Source organism: Tateyamaria pelophila (genome assembly GCF_019966495.1).
In the GTDB taxonomy this organism is placed as follows: domain Bacteria; phylum Pseudomonadota; class Alphaproteobacteria; order Rhodobacterales; family Rhodobacteraceae; genus Tateyamaria; species Tateyamaria pelophila.
On the sequence record NZ_JAIMIA010000023.1, the window covers coordinates 1 to 13,928 of the forward strand.

Annotated in this window: 14 protein-coding genes; all 14 read left to right on the top strand. The window is 61.1% G+C overall.

The window, feature by feature from the left end:
* The first annotated feature begins 196 nt into the window (after positions 1 to 196).
* The 14 genes from LC354_RS09580 (at position 197) to LC354_RS09645 (ending at position 13,821) form a co-directional block, all read left to right on the top strand.
* Positions 197 to 886 carry an FkbM family methyltransferase gene (locus LC354_RS09580; protein ID WP_223423283.1) on the top strand — a complete coding sequence of 230 codons (690 nt, stop codon included), beginning with the start codon at positions 197 to 199 and terminating at the stop codon, positions 884 to 886.
* Entirely contained in the window at positions 883 to 1,929 is a 1,047-nt protein-coding gene (locus tag LC354_RS09585; RefSeq protein WP_223423285.1) for a glycosyltransferase family 2 protein, read from the top strand. The genes LC354_RS09580 and LC354_RS09585 overlap by 4 nt, the downstream gene beginning before the upstream one ends.
* 188 nt (positions 1,930 to 2,117) lie before the next feature.
* Entirely contained in the window at positions 2,118 to 3,059 is a 942-nt protein-coding gene (locus tag LC354_RS09590; protein WP_317849287.1) for a phosphoadenosine phosphosulfate reductase, read from the top strand.
* Between the two features lie 33 nt (positions 3,060 to 3,092).
* Positions 3,093 to 4,124 carry a dihydroorotase gene (pyrC, locus tag LC354_RS09595; protein WP_223423289.1) on the top strand — a complete coding sequence of 344 codons (1,032 nt, stop codon included), beginning with the start codon at positions 3,093 to 3,095 and terminating at the stop codon, positions 4,122 to 4,124.
* Positions 4,125 to 4,203: 79 nt separating this feature from the next.
* Complete coding sequence (locus LC354_RS09600) at positions 4,204 to 4,884, top strand: orotate phosphoribosyltransferase (RefSeq protein WP_223423290.1); 681 nt, start codon at positions 4,204 to 4,206, stop codon at positions 4,882 to 4,884.
* Positions 4,885 to 5,138: 254 nt separating this feature from the next.
* Positions 5,139 to 6,632 carry a replicative DNA helicase gene (locus LC354_RS09605; protein WP_223423292.1) on the top strand — a complete coding sequence of 498 codons (1,494 nt, stop codon included), beginning with the start codon at positions 5,139 to 5,141 and terminating at the stop codon, positions 6,630 to 6,632.
* A 250-nt stretch (positions 6,633 to 6,882) separates the two neighbouring features.
* A complete protein-coding gene (locus LC354_RS09610) occupies positions 6,883 to 7,671 on the top strand; it encodes a DUF1194 domain-containing protein (protein WP_223423294.1) in 789 nt (262 codons plus the stop codon).
* Between the two features lie 66 nt (positions 7,672 to 7,737).
* Positions 7,738 to 8,772: an alanine racemase gene (gene alr / locus LC354_RS09615; protein WP_223423296.1), complete on the top strand. Its 1,035-nt coding sequence runs from the start codon at positions 7,738 to 7,740 to the stop codon at positions 8,770 to 8,772.
* Positions 8,769 to 9,542, top strand: a complete 774-nt coding sequence (locus LC354_RS09620; RefSeq protein ID WP_223423297.1) for an MlaE family ABC transporter permease — start codon at positions 8,769 to 8,771, stop codon at positions 9,540 to 9,542. Before alr ends, LC354_RS09620 begins: the two co-directional genes overlap by 4 nt.
* A 91-nt stretch (positions 9,543 to 9,633) precedes the next feature.
* The gene (locus LC354_RS09625; RefSeq protein WP_223423299.1) at positions 9,634 to 10,380 is read left to right on the top strand and encodes an ABC transporter ATP-binding protein; all 747 of its coding nucleotides are present in this window, start codon (positions 9,634 to 9,636) and stop codon (positions 10,378 to 10,380) included.
* 54 nt (positions 10,381 to 10,434) lie between these two features.
* Positions 10,435 to 10,878: a paraquat-inducible protein A gene (locus tag LC354_RS09630; RefSeq protein ID WP_223423301.1), complete on the top strand. Its 444-nt coding sequence runs from the start codon at positions 10,435 to 10,437 to the stop codon at positions 10,876 to 10,878.
* Between the two features lie 39 nt (positions 10,879 to 10,917).
* Positions 10,918 to 12,282 (top strand): DNA repair protein RadA, encoded by a 1,365-nt coding sequence (radA, locus tag LC354_RS09635; protein WP_223423302.1) that lies wholly within the window; start codon positions 10,918 to 10,920, stop codon positions 12,280 to 12,282.
* A gap of 33 nt (positions 12,283 to 12,315) precedes the next feature.
* A complete protein-coding gene (locus tag LC354_RS09640; protein WP_223423304.1) occupies positions 12,316 to 12,870 on the top strand; it encodes a CvpA family protein in 555 nt (184 codons plus the stop codon).
* 381 nt (positions 12,871 to 13,251) lie between these two features.
* Positions 13,252 to 13,821: a Hint domain-containing protein gene (locus LC354_RS09645; protein WP_223423306.1), complete on the top strand. Its 570-nt coding sequence runs from the start codon at positions 13,252 to 13,254 to the stop codon at positions 13,819 to 13,821.
* The last annotated feature ends 107 nt before the right edge of the window (positions 13,822 to 13,928 follow it).

Below are 13,928 nucleotides of genomic sequence, written 5' to 3' on the forward strand. Positions count from 1 at the left end.
AACGCATGATCTTCTCTCCTGAATTTTGAAACCATACCGCCACAGCGGGTTTCAAAATTCAGGAGAGAAGATCAGAGAAAGATTCGCTGAAGCGGACCGGCTAGAAGCCGGTGGCTTCGATCCATTAGGTGGAAAGTGAAACTGACCGAGACTGAACGCGTCGCCTATGCTCTGGCGCTGGATATGGAGAGCTGACATGGACGGAAGCGAGACGATCGATCCAGAAGGCTACATCAAGTCGCGTGGTCTGAAATTCCCCAAGGACGACACCTATCTGACACGCAAGGTGCGCAGGGTGCTTCGAGAAAACGCCTATGAACGCGCTCTGACCGCCGCCGCGCTGAAGGCCACACGCGAAGGCGACACGGTGCTGGATCTCGGGTGCGGCCTCGGCTTTGTCGCAGGCATGTTGGCAAAACGGCGCAAAGTGGTCGCGATCCACGGCTATGACGGCAATGCAGCGCCGCTTGTCTATGCCGAGGCAATGCTTGCGACCAACGGGTTCAAGAACGTCACGCTCACCCATGCCGTACTGGGCAAACGCAAATCCACCGTGCCGTTCTACATTCGCACCCCCTTCGCCGCCTCCTCGTTGGCACCGCACAAAGGCGAAAACGCGCGCGAAACGACCGTCGAGATGCACAACTTCCAAACCACACTGGCGGCCCTCAAACCCACTGTCATTATCTGTGATATTGAGGGGGGCGAGGCTGATTTGCTGGACGGTGCAAGCCTGAAAAGTGTCAGGCACCTTGTCGTCAAACTCCACCCGAAAAATATCGGCCATGCAGGGATGCGAAAGCTCTTCAACAGCGTAACCGCCGCGGGGCTGGCCTACGATCCGCGGATCAGCGCGGGGCGTATCATCGGGTTTGTCGCCGCGTGAGCCACCTTGCGATCCTGACTGTCCGTAACGAAGGCGCGTTCCTGCTCGAATGGATCGCCCACCACCGAGCAATCGGTTTTGATGATTTTCTTGTATTTTCAAATGATTGCGACGATGGAACAGACACCATACTGGACCGTCTTGCAGAACTGGGTGGACTGACCCACATCCGGAATGAAGGGCCTTATGACAAGGGCGGCATCCAGTTCACCGCTCTGAAGGCGGCCGCCAGGATGGATCAGGTGCGCAATGCCGATTGGATCTTGCCGCTGGACATAGACGAGTTCGTCAACATCCACACCGGCGATGGCACGTTGCGTGCCCTGCACGATGCCCTGCCCGATGCCACCGCCATCACGCTCACATGGCGCCTCTTTGGCAATAACGAACAGGTCCGCTTCGAAGACGTGCCCGTGACCCAAAGCTTCACCAGAGCCGCGCCCGAAATTCTGTACTGGCCGTGGCGGGCCTCCATGTTCAAGACGCTCTATGCCAATGATGGCAGCTATGACAAACCCGGCGTACACCGCCCCCGCAGCCCCAATCACAACCGTCTGGAAAAGGCCGTCTGGTATGACAGCCATGGCCGGGTACTGGACGATCAATTCAAGACACGGCGCATCTTTTCCAATTATGGCCGTCCGAATTTTGGACTGGCTCAACTCAATCACTACCCGCTGGGATCCATGGAAAGCTTTGTGCTCAAAGCCGATCGTGGGCGGGCGGTGCACTCAGATGACATGCTGGGTCTGGATTATTGGGTCGAGCGAAACTTTTGCACAACCCAGGACGATACGATCCGGCGGTATGACGCCGCGCGCGATGCCCATCTGGACGCCTTGCGCTCCGACGCCGCGTTGGCAAAACTGCATGACGCCGCCGTGGGCTGGCGCAAGTCCCGCTTTGACGCATTGATGCAGCAGGAGCCGTTCCGCGGGCTTTTTGGCCGTCTTCTGATGTCACAGCCGACACATCCGGTTTCGAAATCAGCAGCCCGATTTCTGGTCAGATATGCCAATCTGGCGCGCAAGTCGGCACACTGAAGCGATTCTGTGAAGACATGACGCAACAGTCATCTCGCAACCGGATGACCCCTGTGACTTCGGACAGCGTTGCGTGATTCAGGTTTTTCGAAAAACGCGAACCGCTCAAATTTTCCATAATTCTGCCGCATTGCCTGCCTATGCCGATCTGAAACCCGCCGAAAGCTTGCGGACGCGAGGATATTATGATGCCGGACACATACAGCGCCTTTGATCCTGATCTGGCCGACCTGACCAAGGCCGTGTGGATGGCCCATATGCAGAAGATCGGCCAGGACCATGGGTTTTTCCGACAGCTGGGCAAGCGCCATTTTGCGACGCATATTCGGCGGGGCGATACGCTTCTGGTCAGCTTTGAAACGGTTCAGGATATGCGTGGCCTGTCCGCGCTCTGCGAGCCGATGGGCTGGCGCATGGTGCGTGAAAACGGCTGGTCCCATCTCTGCATGGTCGGCGACGGCAATACGTGGTTCCGTGATCGCGACGTATTCGAATTCTTCGATGACATGACGGACGAGGGTTTCTTTGACGCCTTTGAGACCGTTGTGTTCTATGGTGCGGGGCCGTGCGGATACGCTGCGGCGGCCTTTTCCGTGGCCGCACCCGGCGCGCGTGTGATCACGGTGCAACCGCAGGCCACGCTCGATCCGCGCGTGACCGCATGGGACGACAGATATTGCGAAATGCGCCGCACCAGCTTCACCGACCGATACGGCTATGCGCCTGACATGCTCGACGCCTGCGATCAGGCCTTTGTCCTCTATGACCCGCTTGAATCGCTGGACGCTGCGCATGCGGCCCTTTTCACCCGGCCCGGCGTCACCCAGCTGCGCATGCGGCACATGGGCGATGCGATCCAGAGCGACCTTATGGCAATGAATCTGTTTGCACCGCTCTTGGTGCATGTCGCCGAGGACAGACTTGACGGCACAAGTTTCGCCCGATTGTACCGTGCCCGTCGCACCCACCCACCCTACCTCAGGCGTGTGATGGCAGCGCTCGAATTCGAAGAGCGCGACGGCCTTGTGTACATGATGGCGCGCAACGTGACCCGCAGGATGAAGGCCCCGCGCTTTGAACGCCGCCTCGCCGAGATCGACGCCGCGCGTGCAATCGCGTCCGAGGGCTAGCCACCGCCCCGGCGCCCGTGCTAACGGGCGTTTATGACAACACTCACGATCGCCCGCCCCGACGACTGGCACCTTCATCTGCGCGATGGCGCCATGATGCAGGCCGTTCTCCCCCACAGCGCACGCGACTTTGCCCGCGCCATCATCATGCCAAATCTCGTGCCTCCGGTGGTCACCAGCGCACAGGCCGCCGCCTATCGCGATCGGATCATGGCCGCGCTGCCAGAGGGGATGGACTTCACGCCGCTGATGACGCTCTACCTGACCGAAGACACAGACCCGGATGATGTGGCCGCGGCGCATGCCTCTGGTCTGGTCAAGGCGGTCAAGCTGTACCCGGCAGGCGCCACGACCAACTCCGCCTCCGGCGTCGCCAATTTCGACAAAGTCCGCCCGACACTGGACCGCATGGCAGCAATTGGATTGCCGCTTTGCGTCCACGGCGAAGTCACCGATCATGACGTTGATATTTTCGACCGCGAAGCGGTGTTCATCGACCGCGTGCTCGACCCGATCCGCCGGGCGACGCCGGGGCTCCGCGTCGTGATGGAACACATCACAACGCGCAACGCCGTGGACTACGCGCGCGCTCAGGGCGACACGCTGGGCGCCACGATCACCACGCACCACCTTGTGATCAACCGCAACCACATTCTGGCTGGCGGCATCAAACCGCATTACTACTGCCTCCCCGTTGCCAAACGCGAAGAGCACAGGCTGGCCCTGCGCGCCGCCGCAACCTCGGGCGAGGGCAGGTTCTTCCTCGGCACTGACAGCGCCCCGCACACAGACGCCAACAAACTGCTGCCTTGCGGCTGTGCCGGCTGCTTTACCGCGCCCAATACAATGCCCATCCTCGCACAGGTGTTCGAGGAAGAAGACGCCCTGACCCACCTCGAAGGCTTCACGTCCCGCAACGGCCCCGCCTTCTACGGTCTGCCCGTCAACACCGATACAATGACGCTCACCAAAACGCCCCCGCAGGTGCCCTCCCACGTGGAAACAGACGACGGCCCCGTCACCGTCTTCGACCCCGGATATCCCCTGCTCTGGTCGGTCACCTGATCCCCTTCATCTTGCCAGATAAACTCCCGCCGGAGGCACCCGCATCCTCCACACGCACCTCACTTCGAAAGTCACAGCCATGATCCCCACCAGCTATCCCACCTCCGAAGAAATGGCGCGCCTGACCGCCCGTATGCTGCTGGAAATCAAGGCCGTGCATTTCAATGCAGCAGAGCCGTTTACGCTGGCCTCCGGTTTGCCCAGCCCCACCTATATCGATTGCCGCAAGCTGATATCCTACCCTCGGATCCGCGCCACATTGATGGATTTCCTGACCGTCACGGTCATGCGTAATGCGGGCTTTGAGGCGTTCGACAATATCGCAGGCGGCGAAACGGCGGGCATCCCCTTCGCTGCACTTGTGGCAGAACGCATGGCCCTGCCCATGACCTACGTGCGCAAAAAACCCAAAGGCTACGGGCGCAATGCGCGAATCGAAGGCGACATGAGCGAAGGCCAACGGGTGCTGCTGGTCGAGGACCTGACCACAGATGGCGGCTCCAAGATCAGCTTTGTGGATGCCATCCGCGACACCGGGGCCACCTGCGCCCATACGGCGGTCATCTTCTACTATGGCATTTTTCCCGAAACGGAAAAAACGCTGGGCGATCACGGCGTTCAATTACATCACTTGTGCACATGGTGGGACGTTCTGGCCGAGGCCCGCGTCAGCGGTGCCTTTGACGAGGCAACCTTGACCGGCGTCGAGGCTTTCCTGAAGGATCCCCGCGCCTGGCAAGCTGAACGTACGCAGTCGTAGGGTTATCCCTTTAACGGCAAGACTTATTTTGCGGAAAAAACCTGCCGACCCCCTGTGAACAACCACGATTCTTGCAGACCAGTCCCTCTACATGTGGTAGCATGATTGCAAGCTGACGCGACACTTTGATCAAACTGGGTGCAAAAAAAGGTTATCCCCATGGTCATCCCCAGAGATGTTCCCGGGTTTCCAACCCGCGTCCACCTGTGGCATGAGCCTTGCAACGGGTAGAAAAAAGAGCAGGAAACGGGCCGATGAACGAGATTACAGCATTCAATCCAACCGGTGTCGCCGTTCAGGATGCCGAAACAATGCCGCACTCGATTGAGGCCGAACAGCAGCTGTTGGGCGCCATCCTGACCAACAATGACATCTATGATCGTGTCGCTTCGATCATTGGCCCAAAGCATTTTTATGATCCCGTGCACGCGCGGATCTACGAAATCTCGTCCGCGCGCATCGCCAAGAACAACCTCGCCAGCCCCGTCACCCTCAAGGCGTTCATGGAAGACGACGAAGGCTTGCAGGAACTGGGCGGCCCCGCCTATCTGGCCCGCCTTGCCGGCGCCGCCATCAGCGCCTTTGCCGCGCGCGATTATGCCCAGATCATCTATGATCTGGCGGTGCGCCGCGATCTGATCGTTCTGGGCCGCGACATCAGCGCCAAGGCCGCCAAGGTCGACGTGGCCTCCGAGCCCAAGGAACAAATCGTCGAGGCCGAACAGGCGCTCTATAAACTCGCCGAGCAAGGCACCTCCGAAGGCGGCTTTCAAAGCTTCCTCAAGGCCGTCACCGACGCCGTCAACATCGCCAATGCGGCCTATCAACGCGAAGGCGGGCTTGCCGGCGTCTCGACCGGCCTCATCGACCTGGACAAAAAGCTGGGCGGACTGCACTCCTCCGACCTGCTGATCCTTGCTGGTCGCCCCTCCATGGGCAAAACCTCACTGGCCACGAACATCGCCTTCAACATCGCCAAAGCCTACAAGAAGGGTATCCGGCCGGATGGATCCGAAGGCGCCATCGAAGGCGGCGTCGTAGGCTTCTATTCACTTGAAATGAGTGCCGAACAGCTGGCCGCCCGGATCCTCTCCGAGGCGTCAGAAGTGCCCAGCGAACAGATCCGCCGCGGCGACATGACAGAAGCCGAGTTCCGCCGTTTTGTCGATGCAGCCAAGGCGCTCGAAGCTTGCCCGCTCTATATCGACGACACTGCCGCGATCCCGATCGCGCAGCTTGCCGCCCGCGCCCGCCGTCTGAAACGGACCCACGGGCTGGACGTTCTGATCGTGGACTATCTGCAATTGGTACGTGGCGTCGCCGAAAACCGGGTGCAGGAGATCGGCGAGATTTCCATGGGTCTCAAAGCCATCGCCAAGGAGTTGAACATCCCCGTCGTCGCCCTGTCGCAGCTCTCGCGTCAGGTGGAAAACCGCGAAGACAAACGCCCCCAGCTCAGCGACCTGCGGGAATCAGGCTCGATCGAGCAGGACGCCGACGTCGTCATGTTCGTGTTCCGCGAGGAATACTACAAAGAGCGGGAGAAGCCCGGCGATCACGACCTGGAAGCCATGGCCAAGTGGCAAGAGGAGATGGAACGCCTGCACCAGCGCGCCGAAGTCATCATCGGCAAACAGCGCCACGGCCCCATTGGCACCGTCGATCTCAGCTTTGAGGGTCGCTTTACCCGCTTTGGCAACCTTGTCCAGCCCTGGCAGCAAGGAGCCGGAAACGATCAGGAGTTCTGATCCACGGCAGCCACCGATTAGCAGCATCGCCGCGGTCGCAGTGTCACCGATCCGGCGCGCGCACCGGTGCCTTCCCGCCAAAGGCAGGTCCCGGCCAGACCATACCGGGGCACTGGCCCCATAACGTGGCGGGCCCGGCATGGTGATCCCTTGGGCAAAACAGGCGAAAGCTTCCCCGGCAAACCGGGTAAATTCCGATCTGACCCAGTCGTGACTGGACAGAGGCCATAATTTGCGGCGCAATAGTGCCATGCACCTGCTGATTGTGATCCTCCTGCTCTGGACCCTGCCCCTGCACGCGCAGGAGCGGGTCGAGGTCGATGTCGAGCTGTTTCTGGCAGCCGATGTGTCACGCTCCATGCAACCGTTTGAGCTTGAGATTCAACGCCGCGGTTACGCTGCCGCCCTCTCCAGCACCGAAGTGCAAAACGCGCTGTCAGGCGGCATGCTGGGACGCATCGCCATCACCTATGTGGAATGGGCGGGGGCCGGCAGTCAACGCATCATCGTGCCCTGGACAATGATCCAGAGCCAGGCCGATGCGGACCGCGTGGCCCGCCAGATCACCGCGCGGTTTGACGACGGGCTGCGCCGCACGTCGATCTCGTCAGTGTTGGACTACGCGTCCGCGTCCATTGCCGCAAATCAGTACATCGGGCTGCGCCGTGTCATCGATATATCAGGCGACGGCCCGAACAATATGGGCCCGCCCGTAACCGAGGCCCGCGACCGGGTTCTGGCACAAGGGATCACGATCAACGGCCTGCCCCTGATGACACACGGGGCCGACAGCTTCTCCCGGTGGAGCATTCCCGATCTTGATGCCTATTACACCGCCTGTGTGATCGGGGGCATCGGGGCTTTCGTATTGCCTGTCACCGACTGGGCCGAATTCGAAGGTGCGATCCGGCGCAAACTGGTCCTCGAAATCGCGGCGCAACCCGATCGGATCTACCACGCGCAGGCCACCGCTCCCTACAATTGCATGATCGGAGAGCAGATCTGGGAGCGCAACCGCGATATCTTTGCCTTCCCCTGATCAAGGTCTCAAAGCGGATGCGTTTTCCCTCTTCACCAATGGGCACGAGCCTGTCAAAACCCCGCCATGACATCTGCGACACTTACAATTGACCTGCGCGCACTGGTGCGTAACTGGCGCGCACTCGACGCTTTGAGCACAGGCGAAACCGGTGCCGTGGTCAAGGCCAACGGTTATGGTCTCGGCGCTGACGTGGTTGGCCGCGCACTGGCGAAAGTCGGCGTGCGCCGTTTTTTCGTCGCCACCGCCCTCGAAGGTACAGCGCTGCGGGATACCCTCGGCGCAGGGCCCGATATTTTCGTCTTTTCCGGCCATATGCACGGGGACACCGACGCAATTCGCGCAGGCATTCTGACCCCGATGCTGAATTCGGTCGATCAGATGCTGCGCCACGTCGAGGCACTGCCCGGCCACCCCTTTGGCATCCAGCTCGACACCGGCATGAACCGTCTGGGCATGGAACCAAGCGAATGGTTTGCCGTGCGCGACATTGCCATCGCGCAAGGCCCCGCGCTGATCGTCTCGCATCTGGCCTGTGCAGACGATGCAGATCACCCGATGAACGCGCATCAACTCGAAACGTTTCAGGCCATGACCGACGGTCTGGATATCCCTCGCTCGCTGGCCGCGACGGGTGGAACCCTGCTGGGGCAAGCCTATCACTTCGATATGACACGGCCCGGCGTGGGCCTGTACGGCGGCATGCCGTTCGCGAAAGCCCTGCCCGTGGTCAGCCTCGATCTGCCGATCATACAGGTGCGCGATGTGGTGCCGGGCGAAACCGTGGGCTATGGCAACAGCTGGGTCGCAGAGCGCGACAGCAGGATTGCGACGGTGTCGGGCGGCTATGCCGACGGGCTGATCCGTGCCATGGGAGCGAATGCCACACTCTACGCAGAAGACACCCCCTGCCCGGTCGTGGGTCGCGTGTCGATGGACCTCATCACCGCCGACATCACCGATCTGGGCGAGGTGCCCGACAGCCTTCAGCTTCTGGGCAAACACCAGACCGTTGAAACCGTGGCGACAGCCGCCGGGACAATCGGCTACGAAATCCTGACATCTCTGGGGCACCGCTACCACAGGTCCATCATCGAATGAGATTTCTCGCCGCGATCGGACGGGCAACGCTCGGCCTTCTGGCGACGATCGGGCGGGTCAGCCTTTTTGCCTGGGCAACGCTGACGCATTTGCTCCGGCCGCCGTTCTACCCCCGCGAATTCGGGATTGCACTCCTGAACATCGGCTGGCTGTCCCTCCCCGTCGTGGGGCTCACGGCGATCTTCACGGGCGGCGCGCTGGCGTTGCAAATCTACGCAGGCGGCGCGCGCTTCAATGCCGAAGCAGTGGTCCCGCAGATCGTGGCCATCGGTATGGTGCGCGAATTGGGTCCCGTTCTTGTGGGGTTGATGATCGCCGCACGCGTTACGTCTTCGGTCGCCGCCGAGATCGCAACGATGAAGGTCACCGAACAGATCGACGCGCTGATCACCCTCTCCACGCATCCAATGAAATACCTCACCGCCCCGCGGGTGCTCGCCGCAACGCTTACAGTGCCCTTGCTGGTCGGCGTCGGCGACATCATCGGCATCTTCGGCGGCTACGCCGTAGCGACCGGCACGCTGGGCTTCAACGCGGCGGCCTACATCCAGAATACCGTCGACTTTCTGGAACTCAAGGACATCACCTCCAGCCTCGCAAAAGGCGCGGTCTTCGGCTTCATCGCCGCTCTCATGGGCTGCTATTTCGGTATGAACTCTGGCCGGGGCGCGCAAGGTGTAGGCCGCGCCACCAAAGGCTCGGTCGAGGCCGCCGCCGTGCTCATCCTGGCCGCCAACTTCGTGCTCACCGGAGTTTTCTTTTCCGTATGAAACAAAGCCAACGCCCCGTAAAATTGACCCCTTCATCTTGCCGGATAAACTCCCGCCGGAGGCTCCCCAAAGCCACCACAGGCACCGAAGCATGATCACGCTGGACAACGTACATAAGTCCTTTGGCGACAACCACGTCCTGCGCGGCGTGAACCTGCAGGTCGGCAAGGGCACATCCATGGTGATCATCGGTGGCTCGGGCACCGGCAAATCGGTCTGCATCAAGACCATCCTTGGCCTCGTGACGCCCGATCAAGGCACCATCACCGTCGACGGCATCGACGTCACCAAAACCGACCGCGACGCTTTTCTGGCGCGCTTTGGCATGCTGTTCCAGGGCGGCGCTCTGTTTGATTCGCTCCCTGTCTGGCAAAACGTGGCGTTCCGCCTCCTGCGCGGCAGCCTCGCCAAACCGCGCGATGAGGCCCGTGCCATCGCCATCGAAAAGCTGCGCCGCGTCGGATTGACCCCCGATGTGGCCGACCGGCTGCCCGCCGAGCTTTCGGGCGGCATGCAAAAACGCGTCGGCCTTGCCCGCGCCATCGCCGCCGAGCCCGAGATCATCTTCTTCGATGAACCCACCACCGGGCTTGATCCCATCATGGCAGGCGTGATCAACGACCTGATCCGCGAGATCGTGACCGAAATGGGGGCCACCACCATGACCATCACCCATGACATGACCTCGGTGCGCACGATCGCCGATCACGTGGCCATGCTGCACAACGGCAAGATCCGCTGGACAGGGCCAACCTCTGAAATGGACGCCGCAGGCGATCCTTACGTGGATCAATTCGTCCATGGCCGCGCCGACGGGCCAATTGCGTCGGTGCGCTAGCCCAAAGCCAAGTCCCGCCTTGACCAACGGCGCTAAAATCAGCCCTCTACGCCCATGTACCGCTATATCAACCTTGCCTTGCTGGTGGCCTATCCGATCTCGTGGTTTGCACCGCTGATGAAGGCCGGGCTTCTACCGCTGTTCAAACTCTCTGAGGTCAGCGTGATCTCGGGGCTGCAATCGCTCTGGCAAACTGACATCTTTCTCGCGGTCGTCGTCGCGGTTTTTGCACTCATCGCGCCCTATCTCAAAACCATCGGTCTGGCGCTGGTGCACTGGCACTGGCTCAGTCCCCGCGCAGCGCCTCTATTGGCCTTTCTGGGCAAACTGGCGATGGCCGATATCTTCCTGATCGCGCTCTACATCACGCTGGCCAAAGGCATTGGCGTTGGCAGGCTGGAAGTCGCTTGGGGCCTCTACCTCTTTACCGCCTGTATCCTGACGTCACTCTGGATCAGCTGGGCAACGGAACGGGCTCGCACCCAAACCTCCGAATAACCCTTTGACGCCGCGCTGCGGCTCAGGCACACCGCAGCCATGGCAAAAAACCCATCCTTTTCCTGCGCCGCCTGCGGGGCATCCTTCACCAAATGGTCCGGGCGCTGCGACGGCTGCGGCGAGTGGAACACGATCACCGAAGATGCAGGCCTTTCGACCGGCCCGGGTAGCAAATCACTGGGGTCCAAACGCGGCGCCACTGTCACCCTGACCGACCTGCGCGCCGAAGAAACACCACCCCCCCGCACCCAATCCAGCATGGGCGAACTGGACCGTGTTCTGGGCGGCGGTCTGGTGCCTGCCTCGGCCATATTGGTGGGCGGCGATCCCGGCATCGGCAAATCCACCCTGCTTTTGCAGGCAGCCGCACAATTTGCACGCGGTGGGCTCAAAACCATCTATGTCAGCGGCGAGGAGGCCAGCGCACAGGTCCGCATGCGGGCCCGCCGTCTCGATCTGACCGACGCGCCGGTCCAACTGGCCGCCGAGACCAACCTGCGCAACATCCTCACAACGCTCGAATCCGAGGCCCCCGGCCTCGCCATCATCGATTCGATCCAGACCATGTGGCTCGACACCGTCGACAGCGCGCCGGGATCCGTCAGCCAGGTGCGCGCCGCAGCCCATGAATTGACCACCTTTGCCAAACGCAAGGGCGTCAGCGTCATTCTGGTCGGCCACGTTACCAAGGACGGCCAGATCGCAGGCCCCCGCGTCGTCGAACACATGGTCGACACGGTGCTCTATTTCGAAGGCGAGCGGGGCCACCAGTTCCGCATCCTGCGCGCGGTCAAGAACCGCTTTGGCCCCGCCGACGAGATCGGCGTGTTTGAAATGACCGGCGCGGGATTGGCCGAGGTCACCAACCCCTCCGCCCTCTTCCTCAGCGAGCGGGGCGAGCCGTCGCCAGGCTCCGTCGTCTTTGCCGGGATCGAAGGCACACGGCCCGTCCTGTGCGAGTTGCAGGCACTCGTTGCCCCCTCTCCACATTCACAACCCAGACGCACGGTCGTGGGCTGGGATGGCGGCAGGCTCGCCATGATCCTTGCCGTGCTCGAGGCCCGCTGTGGCATCCCCTTTACCGGGCTCGACGTCTACCTCAACGTGGCCGGTGGCATGAAAATCTCCGAACCCGCCGCCGATCTGGCCGTGGCCGCAGCCCTTCTGAGTGCCCGAGAAGACAGTGCCTTGCCTGCCGACACCGTGGTTTTCGGGGAAATCAGCCTGTCCGGGGCCCTCCGACCCGCACCTCAGACGGAAAACAGGTTGAAAGAAGCGCAAAAACTTGGTTTCACCAGCGCGATCGCCCCCAAGGGTGGCAAAGCGCTTGGCGCATCCGGAATGAAGCTCAATCAGATGGGTGATCTGACCGGATTTGTGGGCGAAGTATTCGGCGCAGGTTGAGCGCCTTCGAGAAAGAGAATAAGGGGCAGGACCATGGACGGGTTCACAATTATCGACGGCGTCGTCGCCGTGGTCATCATCCTCTCGGCCTTGCTGGCCTATGGGCGTGGTCTCGTGCGCGAAGCAATGGCGATCGCAGGCTGGGTCGCGGCGGCCGTGCTCGCATTCCTGTTCGCCCCGAAGGTCGAGCCGATGGTGCGCGAAATCCCGGTCGTCGGTGAGTTTGTAGCGGACAGTTGCGAGTTGAGCATGATTGGTGCCTTTGCCATCGTCTTCGCGATCTCGCTGATCGTCGTGTCGCTCTTTACACCTCTGTTTTCCTCGGTCGTACAACGCTCGGCGGCGGGCGGGGTCGATCAGGCCCTTGGCTTCCTCTTTGGGGTCGCGCGCGGCATCTTGCTCGTTGCGCTGGCCTTTTTTGTCTATGACACCGTCATCACCGGCCAGGAATTCACCATCGTGGATGAAAGCCGCTCTGCCGTCGTCTTTGGCCGTTTCACGGACCAGATCGAGGAGCGGAACCCAGAACAAGCACTCGGCTGGATCACAAGCCAGTATGAGAGCCTGGTGAGCAACTGCGGCGAGTAAGTTGCAGACAGTTTGAACGTCACGAAAAACCGGCCGGAGCGGACACGGGCGGGCACGTCCGTTTCCATGAAGTCATGGGCTGATCCGGGGTCATTGCTTTTACTCTGAACCTTTGCAGCCGCTGTGCTCAGGCGGGTCATTGTACCGTTCACACACGACCGCAGCAAACACGGCGAATCCTTGGCGCGACACGGCAGTAATGGTTAGCGGCTGATGAATCGCGTCGCCGCTCAACGGCCAGTCTGCGCCCGGTGGCGCTCACTGATGTCCAAACCGAAACAGAGCCCGCCTTTGGCCCCGGTTGTGTCCAAAAAGCGGCGGATTCGTGGTGCGATATAGGCTGCATAAAGACAGACCAAACCGACAGTCCCGGAGGACCCCATGTTTCACAACCATACAACCGCATTCGCCGATTTCAACGCCGCTATCACTCCTGCCCCATCGCCCGCCGCACAGACAACGTTGAGCGGGGAAACACTTGTCGAAACACTGCAAGGCTGGGTTGCGGCCCGCACCTTGCGCGCGGGGGATACCCTCGCCACCCTGGATGGAGGCTTTGTGCCGATCACCGCGATCAGCACGCCGGAGATCACAAGTGCCATGGTCCGCATCCCCGGCGGCGCGTTGTCCAATTGTTCGGATGTCATGTTGCCGGGCAACGTGCATGTGGGGCTGGACCTGCCAGGGCATATCAGCGACGCACCGCTTGTAACGGCGCCGCTCAATGCCCTGTGCGGCTGGAACGGTATTCGTCCCACCTTGTCCGGCGCGGCGGAACTGGCGACGCTCCACTTCGATACCGAAGAGCTGATTTACGCCCAGACCGGCTTGTTGATTCACGCCAGCCCCGCCGGTGATACGTTTTTCGAACGGCTCAGCTATGGTGAAACCTGCGCAAAAATCGCGCTTTTGCAGGCGCGCCTTGGTCAACCGGACAGTGTCGCGGCGTAAAGCGCGGCTGAATTGTGATCCTTTCGTGACAGTGCAGCGTGGGCTTGCTACACCGCCCCAGACTCAACCGGATCCGGAGCTGCCCATTGTCCGATTCTTCCGAAGTG